The organism is Nocardioides sambongensis, assembly GCF_006494815.1.
Classification (GTDB): domain Bacteria; phylum Actinomycetota; class Actinomycetes; order Propionibacteriales; family Nocardioidaceae; genus Nocardioides; species Nocardioides sambongensis.
The window spans coordinates 903130-922922 of record NZ_CP041091.1 but is presented as its reverse complement, the minus strand read 5'-3'; the positions used below and the strand labels follow the sequence as shown (position 1 = coordinate 922922).

Annotated in this window: 15 protein-coding genes; 2 read left to right on the top strand and 13 right to left on the bottom strand. The window is 71.1% G+C overall.

The features are described from left to right. Positions 1-59 precede the first annotated feature (59 nt). Both FIV43_RS04230 and htpX read left to right on the top strand, forming a co-directional pair. Positions 60-887, top strand: a complete 828-nt coding sequence (locus tag FIV43_RS04230) for a DNA-formamidopyrimidine glycosylase family protein (protein ID WP_141013127.1) — start codon at positions 60-62, stop codon at positions 885-887. 56 nt (positions 888-943) lie between these two features. Beyond that, complete coding sequence (gene htpX, locus FIV43_RS04225) at positions 944-1813, top strand: zinc metalloprotease HtpX (protein ID WP_141013126.1); 870 nt, start codon at positions 944-946, stop codon at positions 1811-1813. A 29-nt stretch (positions 1814-1842) separates the two neighbouring features. On the opposite strand, the gene FIV43_RS04220 is transcribed toward htpX, so the two are convergent. The 13 genes from FIV43_RS04220 to FIV43_RS04160 all read right to left on the bottom strand — a co-directional run bounded on the left by FIV43_RS04220 (position 1843) and on the right by FIV43_RS04160 (position 19792). Further along, on the bottom strand, positions 1843-2151 hold the full coding sequence (locus tag FIV43_RS04220; RefSeq protein ID WP_141013125.1) for a helix-turn-helix domain-containing protein: 309 nt from the start codon (positions 2149-2151) through the stop codon (positions 1843-1845). A gap of 221 nt (positions 2152-2372) precedes the next feature. Continuing rightward, positions 2373-5486 carry an ExeM/NucH family extracellular endonuclease gene (locus FIV43_RS04215; protein WP_141013124.1) on the bottom strand — a complete coding sequence of 1038 codons (3114 nt, stop codon included), beginning with the start codon at positions 5484-5486 and terminating at the stop codon, positions 2373-2375. Between the two features lie 131 nt (positions 5487-5617). Beyond that, entirely contained in the window at positions 5618-6091 is a 474-nt protein-coding gene (locus tag FIV43_RS04210; protein WP_141013123.1) for an Ig-like domain repeat protein, read from the bottom strand. Further along, positions 6076-7896 carry a bifunctional metallophosphatase/5'-nucleotidase gene (locus FIV43_RS04205; RefSeq protein ID WP_196780974.1) on the bottom strand — a complete coding sequence of 607 codons (1821 nt, stop codon included), beginning with the start codon at positions 7894-7896 and terminating at the stop codon, positions 6076-6078. The genes FIV43_RS04210 and FIV43_RS04205 overlap by 16 nt, the downstream gene beginning before the upstream one ends. 246 nt (positions 7897-8142) lie before the next feature. Next, a complete protein-coding gene (pgsA, locus tag FIV43_RS04200) occupies positions 8143-8769 on the bottom strand; it encodes a CDP-diacylglycerol--glycerol-3-phosphate 3-phosphatidyltransferase (RefSeq protein WP_141013121.1) in 627 nt (208 codons plus the stop codon). Beyond that, the gene (rimO, locus tag FIV43_RS04195; RefSeq protein ID WP_196781062.1) at positions 8766-10172 is read right to left on the bottom strand and encodes a 30S ribosomal protein S12 methylthiotransferase RimO; all 1407 of its coding nucleotides are present in this window, start codon (positions 10170-10172) and stop codon (positions 8766-8768) included. Before rimO ends, pgsA begins: the two co-directional genes overlap by 4 nt. Positions 10173-10255: 83 nt before the next feature. After that, positions 10256-11995 (bottom strand): helix-turn-helix domain-containing protein, encoded by a 1740-nt coding sequence (locus tag FIV43_RS04190; protein ID WP_231123923.1) that lies wholly within the window; start codon positions 11993-11995, stop codon positions 10256-10258. 5 nt (positions 11996-12000) lie between these two features. After that, the gene (locus tag FIV43_RS04185; RefSeq protein WP_181407678.1) at positions 12001-14610 is read right to left on the bottom strand and encodes a DNA translocase FtsK; all 2610 of its coding nucleotides are present in this window, start codon (positions 14608-14610) and stop codon (positions 12001-12003) included. A 200-nt stretch (positions 14611-14810) separates the two neighbouring features. Further along, positions 14811-16496: a ribonuclease J gene (locus tag FIV43_RS04180; protein ID WP_141013118.1), complete on the bottom strand. Its 1686-nt coding sequence runs from the start codon at positions 16494-16496 to the stop codon at positions 14811-14813. Beyond that, positions 16493-17428, bottom strand: a complete 936-nt coding sequence (gene dapA, locus FIV43_RS04175) for a 4-hydroxy-tetrahydrodipicolinate synthase (protein WP_141013117.1) — start codon at positions 17426-17428, stop codon at positions 16493-16495. The genes FIV43_RS04180 and dapA overlap by 4 nt, the downstream gene beginning before the upstream one ends. Positions 17429-17499: 71 nt before the next feature. After that, positions 17500-18438 (bottom strand): LLM class F420-dependent oxidoreductase, encoded by a 939-nt coding sequence (locus FIV43_RS04170; protein WP_141013116.1) that lies wholly within the window; start codon positions 18436-18438, stop codon positions 17500-17502. A gap of 26 nt (positions 18439-18464) precedes the next feature. After that, complete coding sequence (locus FIV43_RS04165) at positions 18465-18986, bottom strand: dihydrofolate reductase (protein WP_141013115.1); 522 nt, start codon at positions 18984-18986, stop codon at positions 18465-18467. Beyond that, complete coding sequence (locus FIV43_RS04160; protein ID WP_141013114.1) at positions 18983-19792, bottom strand: thymidylate synthase; 810 nt, start codon at positions 19790-19792, stop codon at positions 18983-18985. The genes FIV43_RS04165 and FIV43_RS04160 overlap by 4 nt, the downstream gene beginning before the upstream one ends. Position 19793 lies beyond the last annotated feature (1 nt).

The window sequence follows — 19793 nt, the reverse complement described above, 5'->3', positions numbered from 1 at the left end:
CCTGCGGGACGCGCTGGCCGCGGCCGGATTCGTGGCGACTCCGCGGGGGCTGCGCCTCCGTGCCTGAGGGCGACACCGTGTTCCGCACCGCCGCGCTGCTGGAGCGCGCGCTGTCGGGCCGGATGCTGGAGCGTTCGGACCTGCGCGTCCCCCGGCACGCCACCGCCGACCTGGCCGGCGCGACGGTGGTGCGCACCGTGTCCCGGGGCAAGCACCTGCTGACCCGATTCGATCTGGACGGCGACCTGGTGACCCTGCACACCCACCTCAAGATGGAGGGCACCTGGCGGGTGCACCGTCCTGGTGACCGCTGGGAACGTCCGGGACACACCGCGCGGGTGGTGCTCCTCGCCGCACCGACCCCGGTCCGCGGCTCCGGACCGGTCGAGGCGGTGGGCTTCTCGCTCGGCGCCGTCGACCTGCTCCCGTCGGCCGACGAGTCGGAGGTGGTGGGCCACCTCGGGCCCGACCTCCTCGACCCGGACTGGGGGCCCGGGCACGCCGCGACGGCCGCCGCGCGGCTGCTGGCCCGCCCGGAGCGCCCGTTGCGCAGTGCCCTGCTCGACCAGTCCAACCTGGCCGGCATCGGCAACGTCTACGCCGCCGAGATCTGCTTCCTCACCCGCCTCCATCCCGAGGTCGCGGTGGGCGGGGTGGACGACATCCCCGCCGTCGTGGACCGGGCACGTCGGCTGCTGCTGCTCAACCGGGACCGGCCCCGGCGGGTGACGACCGCCGACCCGCGAGCACCGACCTGGGTCTACGGACGAGCGGGTCGGGCCTGCCGCCGTTGCGGGACACGGATCCGGTCCGCGGACAGCGGCGACGTACCCGGTCAGGAGCGAGTCAGCTACTGGTGCCCGTCCTGCCAGCCCGCCGCCGGGTGAGATGCGCGCCACGGTGCTGGCCGGAACCCCGTCACGGCGCGAGACGTTGACCCGGTATGCACCGCCACTTCAACGGCCTCAAGACCGCTGGACTGTTCGGCGCGATCTTCGCGCTGCTGCTCGCCGTGGGCGGCCTGATCGCCGCCTCGACCGGCAACGCCGCCTTCATCTGGATCTTCGCTCTGATCGGTGTCGCGACCACCGCCTACGGCTACTGGAACTCCGACAAGCTGGCGATCAAGGCCATGCACGCCTATCCGGTGACCGAGGCGCAGGCGCCGGCGATGCACCGGATCGTGCGTGAGCTCTCCACCACGGCGGGCCAGCCGATGCCGCGGCTCTACATCTCCCCGACCCAGGCCCCGAACGCATTCGCCACCGGACGCAACCCGCAGAACGCGGCGGTGTGCTGCACCGAGGGGATCTTGAACCTGCTCGACGAGCGCGAGCTGCGCGGCGTGCTCGGTCACGAGCTGATGCACGTCTACAACCGCGACATCCTGACCGGATCGGTCGCCGCGGCGGTGGCGGGCGTGATCTCCTCGGTCGCGCAGTTCCTCGCGTTCACCTCGATCTTCGGCGGCAACGACGAGAACCGGCCCAACCCGCTGGTCATGATCGCCACCGCCCTGCTCGCGCCGTTCGCCGCCGGCGTCATCCAGATGGCGATCAGCCGCACCCGCGAGTACGACGCGGACGAGGACGGCGCCCGTCTGACCGGTGACCCGATGGCGCTCGCCTCCGCCCTGCGGAAGCTGGAGTCCGGCACCGCTCGCGCACCGCTGGCGCCGACACCTCAGTTGCAGAACGCCTCGCACATGATGATCGCGAACCCGTTCCGCGCCCAGGACCTCTCGAAGATGTTCTCGACCCACCCTCCGATGGCCGAGCGGATCTCCCGCCTGGAGGCGATGGCCGGGCGCTGAGCCGGGCCCGTTTCCCGACCCTTCGGAGATCAGGCGGCTGAGGCGACGACCTCGCCCGCGTGCGGGCGGGCGGGGATCGCCGGCAGGTCGGCCGCGAGCGCGGCCTCGTCGAGTGCGACGGCGTCGGCGACGTCCCGCAGCACGTCCGAGAGCGGCATGTCGAGCGCCTCGCACAGCGAGGAGAGCAGCTCGGAGCTGGCCTCCTTCTGGCCCCGCTCGATCTCGGAGATGTAGCCGAGGCTGACACGGGCCACACCGGAGACCTCGCGCAGGGTGAGTCCCAGCTCAGCACGACGACCGCGCAGCACGTCGCCGAGGCGTTGGCGGAACAGCACCATCGCGGATCTCCTCTCCTCTGCGGCCACGCTACCCGCACTCCGGGGACGGTGGCACCGGCTTTCGTGGGTGCAACGCTACCGGAGGCCCGGATCTTCCGCGTCCGGTGTGTCGCGTGTCGGCCCCGGGGCCGCGCTGCCCCGACACGGGGCCCGGACCGGACGACGGCCGGTGGACCCGCGGGTCCACCGGCCGTCTCACCTCACCAGGTCCGCGGCGGGGGTCAGCGCCTGCCCTTGCGCTTGGCCTTGACCACCTTGACCGTCACCGTGTCCCGCGAGGCCTCCGTGGTCGCGTTGCCGAGGTAGCGGACCTGCACCACCTTCTTGCCGGCCGACCCGAACGGCTTGAGACGCACCGTCCCCGCGCCGTTCTTCAGCCGCACCCGGTAGACGTGCCCGGCCACCCGGACCTCGACCCGCCCGGCCGCGGCGGCGCCGTCGGCCCGCACCCTGACGTGCACCTTCACCCGGGTCTTGCCGGCGACGACCTTCTTCGGCGTCGTACGGGCCGAGGTGCGGGAGTCGGCGAGCGGCTCGGCCACCTCGCCGGGATCGATGCCGACGATCTCCGGGTTGTGGTCGGAGGCGGCGAACTGGTCGGCCGCGTAGAGCGGCGTGACGTTGTAGTTGAACCTGCTGTACTGGAAGGCCACCGACTCGTTGGCGTTGATCTCCCAGACGTCGGCACCGCTGACGTCGGCCAGCGCGGGTTCGTTGGCCAGCACGTGGTCCAGCGAGCCGGAGAGTCCCTGGTAGGAGTAGCTCCAGTCGCCCTCCTGGTCGGACTCGACGACCGAGTAGCCGGCGTCGTCGAGCACCATCATCGGGTCCTCGAACGTGTAGGAGTTGAAGTCGCCGGTCAGGAAGACCTTCTCGACGCCGGCGGCCGCGGTGAAGTCGGCCACGAAGTCGACGAGCGCACCGGCCTGCCGCACCCGGTCACCGTTGTAGCAGCTCTGACCGTCGCCCGCGTCCGCGTTGTCGCCGGAGGCGTCGGTGCAGCCCTTGGACTTGAAGTGGTTGACGACCACCGCGAACGAGTCGGAAGGCTCGCCGCCGACGGGCGCGAAGACCTGGGCCAGCGGCTCCCGGGCGTTCTCGAAGGCACTGGTGTCGAAGAGGATGTCCGACTCCCCGACCGGCGCCACCGTGGCCGGCTTGTAGATGTAGCCGCTCCGGATCACGTCCTGCTGAGCCACGTTCGCCGCCGTGGTCGCTTCGGCCGGCGACGGCACGTAGGCCCAGGTGGCGCTGCCGGCGTCCTCGTTCAGCGCCTCGACCAGGTCGGCGATCGCGTCGTCCCGGTCGGTCTCGCCGAGCAGCTTGATCGAGTTCTCCAGCTCCTCGAGCGTCACCACGTCGGCGCCGAGACCGTTGATCGCTGCGACGATCTTGTCCTGCTGGCGCTGCAGGCTGGCGTCGGTCGCGGCGCCCCGCGGGCCGTTGGGGCTGCACTGGTTGGCACCGATCCGATTGCCGTCCCGGTCCGTGTAGTAGGTGCAGCTGCCGCCGTTCGCGACGAAGTCCTCGGCCGTGGTGTTGAAGTAGTTGAGGACGTTGAAGGTCGCCAGCTTGACCTCTCCCCCGACGTCCTGCGGGGTCGCATTGTCCACCCGGGTGTCCTCGAAGACGGCGACATCGCTCCCCTCGTCGAGGACCGGCTCGGTCGGCTGGAAGCGCCAGACGTCGAAGTCGTAGTTCAGGATCACCGGCCCGGTCAGGGTGGCGCGCGCTCCGACGCGGACCGGGTTGTCCAGGGTGAGCCACGGAACCGAGTAGTCCTGCTGGGCCGAGCCGTTGCTGAGGTAGTTGATGCTGGTGCCGTCGTCCAGGACGACGCCCCGGGCAGCGTTGTCGGCCACCACCGCGTCGTACGCCGGTGAGGCGGGTGCGGCAACGTCGCTGGGCTGCAGCAGGGGGCTGTCGCCGGTCGCCAGGCCGACTTCGCCGTACTGGTTGGTCCCGTAGCTGTTGGTGACCGTGAAGTCGTCGGTCGGCGCCAGCAGCATGCCCTCCTGGGCCTCGCGGCCCGCCTCGGTCGTCGGGTAGGCGATCTCGAGGGGCGTCACCGGCTGCAGCGCCGTGTCCAGCGCGGTGACGACCGGGGCGATCAGGCGGGTGGTGCCGAAGTTCTCCTGCACCGTGCCGGCGACCTCCACCGATGCGCCGAGCTCGACGCTGGTCGGCACGTCGTTGCCGGTGGAGACGAAGATGCCGTCGGATGCAGCGGGGGTGGCGTCGGTGGTGCCACCGGTCCCGGCGGTCTGCAGGAAGAAGCCGTCTAGCCCGCCGTAGTTGGCCATGCCGGGCTCGGCGTCGTAGGGATCGGCATAGACGCCGGTCACGATGCCCTCGACGACGACGTCCTGGCCGGCCAGCGGCGACGACGCCCCGTTGCCCTGGACCTGGGCGATGGCGACCGCCTGCGGCGGACCCGACACCTCCACGTCGACGTCGACGCTCGAGGTCGCGCCCTCGGCGTCACCGACGGTGAAGGTCACGGTGGTCGTGCCGACGGCGGTCGGCGTGCCGCTGACCTCTCCGGCTGCGGAGAGGCTCAGCCCATTCGGCAGCGGCGTCGACGACCAGGTGTAGGGCGCCGTACCTCCGGTCGCCTCGAGCTGGACCGTGCCCATCGGCTCGTCGACGGTGAGGTCGAGGTCGGCCGGGTCGGTCGCGGTCAGCGTGTCGCTGACCGGCGGCTGGGTCTCGCCGGCCGCGTTGGTCGGGGTCGGCGCACCCTCGGCGAAGTCGTTCGCGTTCTGGTCGGTGTCTGCTCCGTCGGTGCGCGAGGCAGCGGTGGTCGCCGTCAGCTCGACCCCGGTTCTCGCCGTCTCGTAGGTCCCCGGCGTGGCTCCGTAGCCGACCGCGTCGAGCACCTCGCTGCTGCCGGCAAGGTCACCGGTGGTGCTGACGGCTGTGGTCGACCCGACGAGCAGGACGACGCCGTTGCTGCCACTCATCGCGATCCCGGCGCTGGCGTCCGGTGTCGGAAGCGCGCTGGTGCCGCCGGCGCCTGCCGCCTCCTGCACCAGGTAGTGGCCGCCTGGCGGGACCGAGCCGCTCAGGGGCGTGACCTGCGCAGACGTGCCGGTCGCGGACCGGTACTGCACGGAGTGACCCTCCACCGAGATCGGTGCGTCGGTCGGGTTGTAGAGCTCGATGAAGTCGTTGGTCCAGGTGGCACCGCCGTTGCCGCCACCGCCGTAGACCTCGCTGATCACGAGTCCGGTACCGGCCGGGTTGGCCTGAGCGGCCGGGGTGACGGCAGCCAGGCCGCCGATCGAGAGGGCGGCGACCGCGGCGGCCGCCAAGGAGTTCCTGCGCAGGTGCATGGGTTCTGTCTCCGGGTTCCGAGAGGAAGGGGCGGCCGCGACGGCCGAGGGGGCCGCCACCCGGGTGCGGCGTCACGAGGGACGCCGCACCCGGCGCAGCGGCGGGAGCGGGCGCTGGAGGCCCGCGGGTGCTACTTCTTCTTGTTCTTCTTCACGACCCGGAAGGACACCGAGTCCCGCGCCATCGTGGTGGCGTCGTCACCCAGGTAGGTCACCCGGAGGGTGGCCTTGCCGGGCTTCTTGAACCTCTTCAGGGTGAAGCGTGCGACGCCGTCCCGGAGCTTCTGGGTGTAGGTCTTGCCCGCCGCCTTGATCTGCACCTTGCCGTTGGCGAAGTCACCGGCCGAGCGGACCCGCACGGTGACGCCGGCCTTGGTCTTCTGGGCGATCACCTTCTTCGGCGTGACCCGGATCGAGGTGATCTTCGCGTCGGCCTTGGCCACTCGGACCGGGACCTGGACCTCGGTGCCGCTGGGCTCCGCGGTGGCCACCAGCGTCCACTCGCCGACCGCCGGGGCGACGAACTCGACCGGCGCGATGCCGTCGGTGACGTCGACCTCGCCGAGGTCGACCACCTGGCTGCCCTTGGTCAGCGAGAGCGACACCGTGGTGTTCTCCGGGAGCCGAGGGACGTCAGGTCGAGCGACTTGGCGTTGACCGGGAAGACCGGCGCGGTGGTGGCACCGACTCCGAGCTCGGCGCTGACCGTCGCACCCGGCGTGGTCGCGGTCGGGAAACCGCTGGTGAACACCTGCTGGCGGGCGAACTCCGGCGAGATCGGGGAGCTGTCGGCCAGGTAGCTGCGCCACATCTCCGCGTCCAGGAAGCCGGTGTCGACGTAGTCGCCCTCGGTGAACGCGGTGAAGTTGTCGCCGCCGGCCGCCAGGAAGGAGAACGTGGAGACCGCGTACTCGGCCGCGGGATCGAGCAGCTCACCGTCGATCGTCACCGACACGATCCGCGAGCCCTCGCTCCGGGTGGGGTCGGCCACGACGTGGACGTTGTCCGAGAGACCGAGCTGCAGGTAGGGACGGTCGGCCGCGGCCGGCTGCCACTGCTGCTCGAGGACGGCCTTCAGGTCCGCGCCGCTGAGGGTGACCACCGCGATGGTGTTGCTGAACGGCAGCACGGAGTTCGCCTCGGCGAAGGTGACCACGCCGTCGGTGTTCTGCGGGTTCGTGCTGGTGTCCCCCGCGTAGAGCAGCTCGGCGCGCAGGCCGCCGGGGTTGGTCAGCCCGAGGTCGACGTCGGCCACGTCGGACACTCCGTCCCGGAGCGCGTTCGCGACCAGACCGCCGATGGTGGACTCGCGGCTGCGGTCGTCGCGGCCGGTGGTCGGGTTCGGGCCGGCACCGGTGTAGACGCCGTTGACGTAGTCACCGCCGGAGAAGGCCGTGGTGATGTCGCCGGTGATGTCGGCGATCTTCTGGTTGCCGACCACGGCGGCATCGGCGAGCGCCTGGGTGACGATCTGGTCGACCTCGGCCACCCGCGGGTAGGTGGTGGTGTCGGCGGTCGCCACGCGGGCGACGTTCTGGCCGGTGTAGTCGACGACCTCACCGGTGTCGGGGTCGACGCTCAGCTCGATCTGACCGATGTTCTCGCCGTACGACCCGGTCTGCAGGATCGGACGGGTCCCGTCGGTGCCGGGGACCGGGGCGTCCCATGCGTACTGCTTGTGGGTGTGACCGGTGAAGATCGCGTCCACCTCGGGCGAGGTGTTCTCGACGATGTCGGCGAACTCGCCGCCCGCGTCCACCTCGTCCTCCAGGGTCGAGCCGTCCGGCGTGCCGGCCCCCGCACCCGCGTGGAACTCGGCGACGATCACGTCGGCCTCGCCGTTGGCCTCGTCGCCGTCCGAGAGCTGGGCCGCGACCCGGTTGGTGGCCTCGACCGCGTTGCCGAAGTCGAGGTCGGCCACACCGGCGGGCGACACCAGCGTCGGCGTCTCCTGGGTCACCGTGCCGATCACGCCGACGGTGAGACCGGCCACCTCGTAGGTCGCGTACTCGTCGAGGACCGGCGTCTGCGTGCCCTCCTCGTAGACGTTGGCCCCGAGGTAGCCCCAGTCCGCGGCGTCGGACACCCGACCGGTCAGGTCGTCGATCCCCTTGTCGAACTCGTGGTTGCCGACCGCCGAACCGGCGAGGTCGAGCGCGTTGAGCACATCGATCGTCGGCTGGTCCTGCTGATAGCTGGAGGCGAACAACGACGCGCCGATGTTGTCCCCGGCGGAGAGGAACAGCGTGTTGTCCTCACCGGCGCCGGCACGCAGCTGCTCCACCGTGGTGGCGAACTTCGTGGTGTTGGCGTCGATCCGACCGTGGAAGTCGTTGATGTTGAGGAGGTTGACCGTGACCGGGTCGGCCGCCGAGGCGGGGGCCGACCCGAGGATGGCGAGTGTGGGCACTGCGAGACCGAGCCCGAGAAGGCCGGCCCCCAGACGTGACGCGTTCTTCATGATGTGGCGGTGACTCCGAGTTCGTGACAGCGGATGGGATCCCGAGATCCCGTCGGTCACCGATCAGCGGCCGGCGGGAACCTGACCCTAGACCCGCCCCAGGGTGGCCCCGCAAGGGTCACGCCGGAACTCGGAGCAACAGTTTGATGACGAACACGGGTCGCCCGTATGTCCTGCGCTCCGGAAAAGACCTTCTCAGTCGGCGGCCGGTTCCCGAAGATCGTCCCGCTGCCGCCACACCTCGCGGAAGAAGTCGTACCCGCTCCACAGGGTCAGCGCGACCGCGACCGCGAGCAGTGCCTGGGCGAGGTAGAAGATCACCTCGCCGACGTCGGCGAGTCCTCCGGAGACCTGTCGCAGCGGCAGCACGAGGAGTCCGAGCGCCAGCGCCTGCACGGTGGTCTTCCACTTGCCGATCTGCGCGGCGGGGATCACCACCCGCTTCAGCACCGAGAGGCGCAACAGGGTCACCGACCACTCGCGGACCAGCACCACGATGGTCACCCACCACCAGATGTCGCCGACGATCGACAGGCCGATGAAAGCCATGCCGGTGATCGCCTTGTCCGCGATCGGGTCGGCGATCTTGCCGAAGTCGGTGACCAACCCGCGGGCGCGGGCGATGTCGCCGTCGATCTTGTCGGTGACCATCGCGACGAAGAAGATCGCCCAGGCGATGACGCGCGCGGTGACCGAGTCGCCACCGTCGTAGAGCAGCGCCCATCCGAAGAACGGCACCATGACGATCCGCAGCGTGGTGAGCGCGTTCGGGATGTTCCAGTTGCTCGGCGCGTCGTCCGCCGCCGGGGTGTTCTCCGTCATCGGTCTCCTTCCGCGCCCGCGGCGACGTGCGCACGGGCGATCAGGTCCACGCCGTCGGTGTCGACGACGACGGCGGCGACCAGGTCCCCGACCACGGCACCCGCGTCGAGCACCCGGGTGGTTCCGTCGACCTCGGGGCCCTGGTGCGCGGCACGTCCCTCGACCTCCCCCGGTACGCCGTCCTCGGGGTGGGCGTCCTCCACGAGCACCACGACCTCCTCGCCGATCCGCTCCGTGGCGCGTTGGGCGTTGAGCTCGGCGACGAGATCGTTGAGGTGGTTGACCCGCGCCGCGATCTCGTCCTCGTCCAGCTTGCCGTCGAACGACTCCGCCTCGGTGCCGTCCTCGTCGGAGTAGCCGAACACACCGGTGACGTCCATCCGGGCCGCGACCAGGAAGTCGCACAGCGTCGCGAACTCCTCCTCGGTCTCGCCAGGGAAGCCGACGATGACGTTGGACCGTACGCCGGCCCGCGGCGCCAGCGCCCGAGCCCGGTCCAGGAGCCCCAGGAAGCTCTCCGGGTCGCCGAAGCGGCGCATCCGTCGCAGCACCGTCGCGCTGGCGTGCTGGAAGGAGAGGTCGAAGTAGGGCGCCACGCCGGGGGTGGTCGCGATCGCCTCGATCAGGCCGGGACGGGTCTCGGCGGGCTGGAGGTAGGAGACCCGGACCCGCTCGATCCCGTCGATCGCGGTGAGCTCGGGCAGCAGCGTCTCCAGCAGCCGGAGGTCGCCGAGGTCCTTGCCGTAGGAGGTGGAGTTCTCCGAGACCAGGAACAGCTCCTTGACGCCCTCCCCGGCCAGCCACCGGGCCTCGTCGAGGACCTCGGAGGGTCGGCGGGAGACGAAGGAGCCGCGGAACATCGGGATCGCGCAGAAGGTGCACCGGCGGTCGCACCCGTTGGCGAGCTTCAGCGGCGCCATCGGGCCCGAGTCGAGCCGGGTGCGGGTGCCGGAGGCGCCCGCCACGGGCGCCTCGACGCCCTGCCGCTCCGCCGGTGAGATCGGCAGCAGCAGGCGGCGGTCGCGCGGGGTGTGCGGATGCGGACGCTCGCCGGCGACGATCGCCCGGAGCCGCCCGGCGATGTCGCCGTAGTCGTCGAAGCCCAGGACCGCGTCCGCCTCCGGGAGCGAGTCGGCGAGCTGCTCGCCGTACCGCTCGGCGAGGCAGCCCACGGCGACGACCGCCTGGGGGCGTCCGGTCTCCTTGAGGTCCGAGGCCGCCAGCAGGGTGTCGATCGAGTCCTTCTTGGCGGCGTCGACGAAGCCGCAGGTGTTGACCACCACGGTGTCGGCGTCCTCGGGGTCCTCGACCAGGGTGAACCCGTCGGCGGCCAGCCGCCCGGCGAGCTCCTCGGAGTCGACGTCGTTGCGGGCGCACCCGAGGGTGAGCATCGCGACGGACAAGGGCTGCGGTGTCGAGGCTGTCATGGTTAACGTGAAGTATGGCGCGCCGCGGGTCCGCGTGCCGAACTGGCGCGGCAGACGGATCAGGGCGCCACGAGGGTCTTGGTGGTCTCCTCGCCGGTCTTGCCCAGCGGCTTGGCGTCCGCGCCGTCCAACGAGTAGGTGACCGAGCCGTCGCTGCTGGTGATCCGGACCGGTGCGGGGAGGTCGAGCTCGGAGGACTGCCCGAAGGCGAGCTGCCCGTCGAACACCGTGTCGCCCCCACCGTCCCGGACCTGGACCTGGGCGCCGCCGCCGGCCGCGGTCAGCACCAGGGTCACGGTCTCGGCCTTCTGGTCGCTCCTGACGATGCCGCCGCTCTGGTTCAGCACGGGCGTGTCGCCCACCGGCTGCGGGTTGCTCATCAGCAGGCTGGCCAACGACCAGACCAGCACCGCGGCCATCACCGCGGCCACCATCACCGACCAGTTCCGGCCGCCGCGGGTGCCGCGGATCGATCCGCCGACCCCGGTCGCCAGCTCGGACTCGAAGACCCGTCGCGGGTCGACCGGCGCGTCGGCGTAGTTCTCGTCGTAGGTGACGATCAGGCCGGTGACGTCGACGCCAAGGACCCGCGCCAGCGTGCGCAGGTGGCCGCGGGCGTAGAAGTCGCCGCCGCAGGGCGCGAAGTCGTCGACCTCGATCGCCTCGATCACGTGCGGGCGGATCCGGGTGCGCTCGGAGAGCTGGTCGACGCTGAGACGCAGCCGCTCCCGGGCGGCCTTCACCTGCGGGCCGATCACCGGGTGACGCGCAGGCTGCACCGCCAGGTCCTCGAGCACCACCGTGGTGGTGTCCTCCGCGGGTGCGCCGGTCTCCCGCCCGGTCGCCCGTGGCTCGTGGGAGGAGGGGTACTCCACCCGGGCGGAGTAGACGGTCGGGCGCTGCGGGGCGACCACCGCGTCGACGTCCGGGCCGGTGGTCGGGGATGTGGTCGCGTCTGTGGTCGGGCCGTTGGTGGCGGGCGTCGGCGCGATGACCGGCGCGGTGGCCTCGTTCTGCTCCGGGCGCGGGTGGTCGTCGGTCACCGCCGGACGCTCCGCCGTCGGGTCGTTCTCGGACCACCCCGCGCCGCCGGCCGTCGGGCCGTCGTCGGTGTGGTCACCATGGTCGGTCTGGTCGGTCTGGTCGGTCTGGTCGGTCTGGTCGGGCCGGTCGGGGTCACCGGACTCGTCGGCGTGCTCGGCGTCCGGGCCGCCGGTGTCGCCCTCGTCGAGGCCGGGCACCACCTCGACCACGTCGGCACGGCCCGCGGCCAGCGCCGCCAGGGCGTCGCTGAGGGTCTGGTCGTCCGCGCCGACCACCCGCGTGGCCAGGGTCAGCGGAACGATCAGCTGGCGGTCGTCGTACCCGGCGACGAGCACGTGGCCGTCGCGGAAGAGCCCGCGTCGGGGCAGGTGCTCCAGGCAGTCCAGCTCCGACCAGGCGATGCCCTGCCAGGACGCGCCCTTGCGCACCCGGACGCCGTGCTCGTCCACGACGAGCAGCGGAGCCCGGGCGTCGAGGATGGCCGCGAGATGCACCAGGGCGACGATCAGGGTGACGCCCAGGGAGAGCCAGTCGAGTGTGCTGCCGCCGCCGAAGGCCCGGACCGCGAACGCGATCGCGAGCACCGCCGCGAGGCCGCCGGTGGTGGCGGCGAGGGCGACGTTGCGACGCACCTCGATCCGCGGCCCGGCGGCGTCACCGGTCTCGGGAGCATCCGAGGACCCGTCGTGCTCCGCCCCGGTCCGGCCGGTGTTCTCGTCGTTGGAGTGATCGGTGTCGGTGAACTCATCGGTCATGTCGTTCACGCCTCCCCCTGGATGGTCATCAGGACGGAATCGAGCTCGTCGGGCTTCACCAGGACATCGCGCGCCTTCGACCCCTCGCTGGGGCCGACCACGCCGCGACTCTCCATGATGTCCATGAGTCGGCCGGCCTTCGCGAAGCCGACCCGCAGCTTGCGCTGCAGCATCGAGGTCGAGCCGAACTGGGTGGAGACCACCAGCTCGATCGCCTGGACCACCAGGTCCAGGTCGTCCCCGATGTCGTCGTCGAGCACCTTCTTGCCGCCCGAGGGTGCCGTCACGTCCTCGCGGTACGTCGGCTCGAGCTGGCCCTTGCAGTGCTTGACGACCTGATGGATCTCCTTCTCGTCGACCCAGGACCCTTGGACCCGGATCGGCTTCGAGGCGCCCATCGGCAGGAAGAGGCCATCGCCCTGGCCGACCAGCTTCTCCGCGCCCGGCGTGTCCAGGATGACCCGGCTGTCGGCGAGGCTGGAGGTCGCGAAGGCGAGACGCGAGGGCACGTTGGCCTTGATCAGGCCGGTCACCACGTCGACCGACGGGCGCTGGGTGGCCAGCACCAGGTGGATGCCGGCCGCGCGCGCGAGCTGGGTGATCCGGACGATCGAGGACTCCACGTCGCGCGGTGCCACCATCATCAGGTCGGCGAGCTCGTCGACGATCACCAGCAGGTAGGGGTACGGCGTCAGCACCCGCTCGCTGCCCGCCGGCGCCTCGACCCGGCCGTCGCGGACCGCCTTGTTGAAGTCGTTGATGTGCCGGAAGCCGAAGTTGGCGAGGTCGTCGTACCGCATGTCCATCTCGCGGCAGACCCACTCCAGCGCCTCGGCGGCCTTCTTGGGGTTGGTGATGATCGGGGTGATCAGGTGCGGCACGCCCTCGTAGGCGTTCAGCTCGACGCGCTTCGGGTCGACCATGATCATCCGGACCTCGTCCGGCGTGGACCGCATCAGCACCGAGGTGATCATCGAGTTGATGAAGCTCGACTTGCCCGAGCCGGTCGCACCGGCCACGAGCAGGTGCGGCATCTTCGCCAGGTTCGCGACGACGAACCCGCCCTCCACGTCCTTGCCGAGGCCGGAGATCAGCGGGTGATGGTCGTTGCGGGCGACGTTGGAGCGCAGGACGTCGCCCAGCGAGACGATCTCCTTGTCGCTGTTGGGGATCTCCACGCCCACCGCGGACTTGCCGGGGATCGGGCTGAGGATCATCACGTCCGAGGTGGCCACCGCGTAGGCGATGTTCTTCTGGATGTTCGTGATCTTCTCGACCTTCACGCCGCTGCCGAGCTCGATCTCGTAGCGGGTGACCGTCGGCCCCCGGGTGTAGCCGGTGACCTGGGCGTCGACGTTGAACTCGTCGAGGACGCCCTGCAGCCGTCGCACCACCTCGTCGCTGGCCGCCGAGCGGGCCCGGTGCGGGTCGCCGGGCTTGAGCACGCCGGCGTCGGGGAGGGTGTAGACGATGTCGCCGGAGAGGGCGAGCTGCTCGACCCGCTGCGGCAGCGGGGAGTGCGGCGGCGGCTCGATCCCGCCGTCGGTGTCGGCCACCTTGTTCTCGGCGGTGTTGGTCTGGTCGGCGACCGCAGCCGCGCCGGCGGCGGCCGCGACATCGAGGGCGTCGGAGATCCCGGTGTCGGCCGGGATCGGCTCCTTGAGCTCCATCGACTCCTCGACCGCGGGGTCGACCTTCCGGGTGCGGCGCTTCTTCTTCGGCTCGGTCAGCACCGGGCTGTCGTAGGCCGGGTCGCCGGAGCGCTCGAAGGTGTCCTCGAGGTCGGGCCTGCGGGCGGCGCTGCGGTCGTCGTCGGGGTGGCCGAAGAGGTGGTGGGAGAGGTCGCGCAGACGGTCCGGCACCCGGTAGAGGGGCGTCGCGGTGATCACCAGGACGCCGAAGAAGGAGAGCAGCGCCAGCAGCGGCACCACCACGTACGGCGAGCGCAGCAGGTCGAGCAGCAGCGCGGAGACGACGTACCCGATGGCGCCGCCGCCGTCGCGCAGCGGCATGGTGTCGCCGTCGATCGGCTCGGGGCTGCCGTTGGCGATGTGGACGATGCCGAGGATGCCGAACGCGAGCGCGGTCCAACCGATCACCTGACGGCCCACCGGGCCGTTGTGGACCGGGTCGCGCATCACCCGCCAGCCGGCCAGCATCACCAGCAGCGGAACCAACCAGCCGATCTTGCCGACGCTCCCGGACACCACGGTGCGGACGAACTCCATGAAGCCGCCGGAGACCTGGAACCAGACGGCCGCGCCGACGATGACGGCGAGTCCGCACAACAGCAGCCCGACGCCGTCACGGCGCTGCTCGGGCTCGATCTCCTTGGCACCCCCGACGATCCCTCGCACCACGGCGCCGAGACCGTGGGCCACTCCCAGCCAGACCGCGGCGAGGCCGCGGAAGAGCGCGGTGAAGAACTGCGCAACCGGACCTGACCCGTTGCGCACCGCGCGCGGGGCAGGCCGCTTCGCCGTGCTCTTCTTGGCACGGGACTTGTTGCTCGTACTACGGGACCGCGAGCTGGGCGACTTCCGGGCGCTGGTGGAGCGGCTGGAGGACGTTGACCTGCTGCGCGACGCCGTCGGGGAAGACGTACGGGTCGCCATGCTCACAACCTACCCACAAGCCACTTGAGTCACAGCCACAACACGCGGAGGCTCAAGTGTGCGTCGAGGGTTGGTGGGTCTCGGGGTCGTGGCGGTGTGCGGGTTTCACCGGCCGACCGCCAAAACCCGCGCGACACGCCGGGGCGCATCGGCGTGTCGTGCGGGTTTCACCGGCTGACCGGTGAAACCCGCACCGCCACTCAGGCCTCGACGACCACCGGGATGATCATCGGCCGCCGCTTGTGGGCGTTGCTCACCCAACGGCCGATGGTGCGCCGCACGGTCTGCTGCAGCTGGTAGGTGTCGGTGTTGCCCTCGGAGAGCTGGAAGTTCACCGCGTCGATGATCGGCGCCTTGATCTGCTCGAAGTCCGAGTCGGCCCAGGCGTGGCCGCGGGCATGGATCTCCGGTCCGGCCGAGACCTTCCCCGCGACGGAGTCGATCACCACGATCACCGAGATGAAGCCCTCCTCGCCGAGGATCCGGCGGTCCTTCAGCTCGGACTCGGTGACGTCGCCGACCGACTGGCCATCGACGAAGACGTAGCCGCAGTCGACCTTGCCGACCACCGAGGCGACGCCGTCGACCAGGTCGACGACCACGCCGTCCTCGGCGTAGACCACGTTCTCCACGCCGGTCTGGCTGGCCAGCTCGCCGTTGGCGAGCATGTGCCGGACCTCGCCGTGGACCGGGAGGACGTTGCGCGGCTTGACGATGTTGTAGCAGTAGAGCAGCTCGCCGGCGCTGGCGTGACCGGAGACGTGGACCAGAGCGTTGCTCTTGTGCACCACACGGGCGCCGTGGCGGGCCAGGCCGTTGATCACCCGGTAGACCGCGTTCTCGTTGCCGGGGATCAGGCTGGAGGCGAGCACCACGGTGTCGCCCTCCTGCAGGTGGACGAAGTTGTGGTTGCGCTGGGCGATGCGCGCCAACGCACTCAACGGCTCGCCCTGGGACCCGGTGGAGATCAGCACCTGCTTCTCCGGCGGCAGGTCCGCGAGCTGCTTGGCGTCGACCATCACGCCCGGCGGGACCTTCAGGTAGCCGAGGTCGCGGGCGACGCCCATGTTGCGGACCATCGAGCGGCCGACGTAGGCGACCTTGCGCCCGTGGGCGGCCGCGGTGTCGAGGACCTGCTGCACCCGGTGCACGTGGGAGGCGAAGCAGGCGACGATGATCCGCTGGGCGGACTCGCGGAAGACCTGGTCCAGGACCGGGGTGATCTTCCGCTCGGCGGTGGTGAAGCCGGGCACCTCGGCATTGGTGGAGTCGGTCAGGAAGAGGTCCACGCCCTCCTCCCCCAGCCGGGCGAACGCGCGCAGGTCGGTGATCCGGCCGTCGAGCGGCAGCTGGTCCATCTTGAAGTCGCCGGTGTGCAGCACCATGCCCGCACCGGTGCGGATCGCGACCGCCAGCGCGTCCGGGATGGAGTGGTTGACCGCGACGAACTCGAGCTCGAAGGGCCCGAAGCTGATCCGGTCGCCCTCCTTGACCGTGTGGAACGGCGTCTGCTTGATCCGGTGCTCGCGGATCTTGGCGTTGACCAGGGCCAGGGTCAGCTCCGAGCCGACCAGCGGGATGTCCCGCCGCTCACGCAGCAGGTACGGCGTCGCCCCGATGTGATCCTCGTGGCCATGGGTCAGCACGAGCGCCTCGATGTCGTCGAGGCGGTCCCGGATCGGTCCGAAGTCGGGGAGGATCAGGTCGACACCGGGCTGGTGGTCGTCGGGGAACAGCACCCCGCAGTCGACGATCAGCAGGCGGCCGTCGTACTCGAAGACCGTCATGTTGCGGCCGACCTCGCCGAGGCCGCCGAGCGGGATCACCCGCAGGCCGCCGGCGGGCAGTGCCGGAGGTGCGCTCAGCTCGGGGTGCGGGTGGCTCATCGGAGCACCCCCGCCGCGGTCAGGCCGGCGCGCAGGTCGGCGAGCTCGGCGTCGTCCAGCTCGACCAACGGGGATCGGACCCGTCGACTCTCCAGCACCCCGGCGAGCTCGAGCGCCGCCTTGGCGGTGGTCGCCCCGTAGTTGGGGGCGCCCATGATCGCCTCGATCGCCGGCAGTATCCGGGCGAAGACGGCGCGGGCCCGGGTCGGGTCGGTCGCGAAGACGTCGTGCATCTCGCGCAGCTCGTTGCCGACCACGTGGCCGGCGACGGAGACGAAGCCGACCGCGCCGTGAGCGAGCCAGGCGAGGTTCAGCTCGTCGTCACCGGAGTAGACCGCGAGGCCGAGGTCCTGCAGCCGCAGCCCGCGGGCCAGGTCGCCGACCGCGTCTTTGACCGCCACCACCGGGTCCCACTGCGCCGCGACCTGGTAGGTCTCGTAGGCGATCTGGGTGCCGGTGCGGCCGGGCACGTCGTAGAGCATCACCGGGAGCTCGGCGGCCTCGACGACCTGCTGGAAGTGGTGCAGCACACCGCGCTGGCCCGGCTTGTTGTAGTACGGGGTGACCAGCAGCACGCCGTCGGCGCCGTTCTTCGCGGCCTGCCGGGCCAGGAAGAGCGAGGTGTTGGTGTCGTTGGTGCCGACGCCGGCCACCAGCCGGACCCGGTCGCCGACCGCGTCCCGGACGGCGGCGAGGATCTCGCCGTCCTCCTCCTTGGTGGTGGTGGCGGACTCGCCCGTGGTGCCGGAGACGACCAGGCCGTCGTGGCCGTTCTCGACCAGGTGCCGGGCGACCTTCTGCACCCCGTCCAGGTCGACGGAGCCGTCCGGGTGGAACGGCGTGACCATGGCGGTCAGCACGGTCCCGAACGGCGCTGACCGGCCGGTCCCGACGGACGCTGACCGATCGGTGCCGGAAGGTGCAGAAGTCATGCTCCCCAGGCTATCCGGTCCGGCGACCGGGACCGGCGTCGGCTCGCCTTGCCGCCGGTGGGCGCACCGGCTCACACGTGCGGCAGCACCTCCTCGGCCACCAGGCGCAGGTGGTCGAGGTCGGTGAGGTCGAGGGTCTGCAGGTAGATGCGCTGCGCGCCGAGGTCGCCGAAGCGCCCGATCTTGTCGATCACCTCGGCCGGGGTGCCGGCCAGGCCGTTCTCCCGGAGATCGGCGACGTCGCGCCCGATGGTCGCTGCCCGCCGGGCGAGCTCGGCCTCGTCCGCGCCGACGCAGAGCACCAGCGCGTTGGACCAGGTCATGGTCGCCGGGTCCCGCTCGATCCGCTCGCACGCCTCGCGGACGCGGCCGAACTGGAGGGCGGTAAACTCCTCGTCCACGAACGGCAGGTTGAACTCGTCGGCGTAGGCGGCAGCCAGGGCAGGGGTCTGCTTCCTGCCCCGCCCGCCGATCAGAACGGGCGGCCCGCCGCGACGCCCGACGGTCTGCGCCGGCTTCGGGAGCGCCGGCGAGTCGGCCAGCCGGTAGTGGGTGCCGTCGAAGTCGTAGGTCTCCCCCACCGGCGTCGACCAGAGCCCGGTGATCAGCTCGAGCTGCTCGCCGTAGCGCTCGAACCGCTCGGCGGTGCTGGGGAACGGGATGCCGTAGGCGGTGTGCTCGGTCTCGAACCACCCGGCGCCGATGCCCAGCTCGACCCGTCCGCCGCTCATCTGGTCCACCTGCGCGACCTGGATCGCGAGCACCCCGGGGTGCCGGAAGGTCGCGCTGGTCATCATCGTGCCGAGGCGGATCGTGCTGGTGTCCCGGGCCAGTCCGGCGAGGGTGGTCCAGGCGTCGGTGGAGCCGGGCAGCCCCTCCACCCCCATCGGCGAGTAGTGGTCGGAGCGGAAGAACGCTCCGAAGCCGAGCTCCTCGGCGGCCAGTGCCACCCGGAGGAGATCGTCGTAGGTGGCTCCCTGCTGGGGTTCGGTGAAGACGCGCAGCTCCATGTGCCCACCCTCTCAGGTGCCGCCCCTCAGGTGCCACCGCAGGCGAAGACCCGCTCCCACCAGACCACGGTGAAACGGTCGCGCCGGTCCCGTCGGACCTCCCGCCACCGCTTCGCGCTGAACGCCGGGTAATGGGTGTCGCCGTCGGGGGTGAGCGGGATCTCGGAGATGATCTGCTCGTCGGCGTACGGCATCGCGGTCTCGTAGACGTGCGCGCCACCGCCGACCATCACCTGCCGGTCGGCCGGTGCCGCGGAGAGCAGCTCGTCGGCGAGCGCCAGGGCCGCCGGTACGTCGGCGGCGACCCGCACCCCGTCGGCGGACCAGTCGCGGTCCCGGGTCAGCACGATGGTCTGGCGTCCCGGCAGCGGGCGGCCGATCCCCTCGTGCGTGGTGCGGCCCAGGATCAGGACGTGCCCCAGCGTGGTGTCCTTGAAGTGCTGGAAGTCCTCGGGGATGTGCCACGGGATGCCGCCGCCGGCACCGATCACGCCGTTCTCGGCGCGGGCCGCGACCATGGTCACCCGTCGGCCTGCGGGGGTGGTCATACGGCGATCGGCGCCTTGATCACGGGGTGCGGGTCATAGCCGGTCACGGCGATGTCCTCGAGCTCGAAGGCGTCGATCTCGGTGACGGCGGGGTTGAGCACCAGGCGCGGCAGCGCCCGGGGCTCCCGGGTGAGCTGCAGCCGGGCCTGCTCGAGGTGGTTGGTGTAGAGGTGGGCGTCGCCGAGCGTGTGCACGAAGTCCCCCACCGCCAGCCCGGTCACCTGGGCGACCATGTGGGTCAGCAGCGCGTAGGAGGCGATGTTGAACGGCACGCCCAGGAACACGTCGGCCGAGCGCTGGTAGAGCTGGCAGCTCAGTCGCCCACCACCGTCCGGGGTGGGCGCGACGTAGAACTGGAAGAGGCTGTGGCACGGCGGCAGCGCCATCTCGTCGACCTGGCTGGGGTTCCAGGCGGAGACGATGTGGCGGCGGCTGTCCGGGTTCGCCCGCAGCTGCGCGATCACCTGCGCGAGCTGGTCGATGTGACGCCCCTCGGGGGTGGGCCAGGAGCGCCACTGGGCGCCGTAGACCGGTCCGAGGTCCCCGTTCTCATCGGCCCACTCGTCCCAGATGGAGATGCCGCGCTCCTGCAGCCAGCGCACGTTGGTGTCGCCCCGCAGGAACCACAGCAGCTCCCCGAAGACCGACCGGGTGTGCACCTTCTTGGTGGTCACCAGCGGGAACCCGGCGGTGAGGTCGAAGCGCATCTGGTGCCCGAACACGCTGAGTGTTCCGGTGCCGGTGCGGTCGCTCTTCTCGACGCCCTCGTCGAGGATCCGCCGGACGAGATCGAGGTAGGCCTGCACG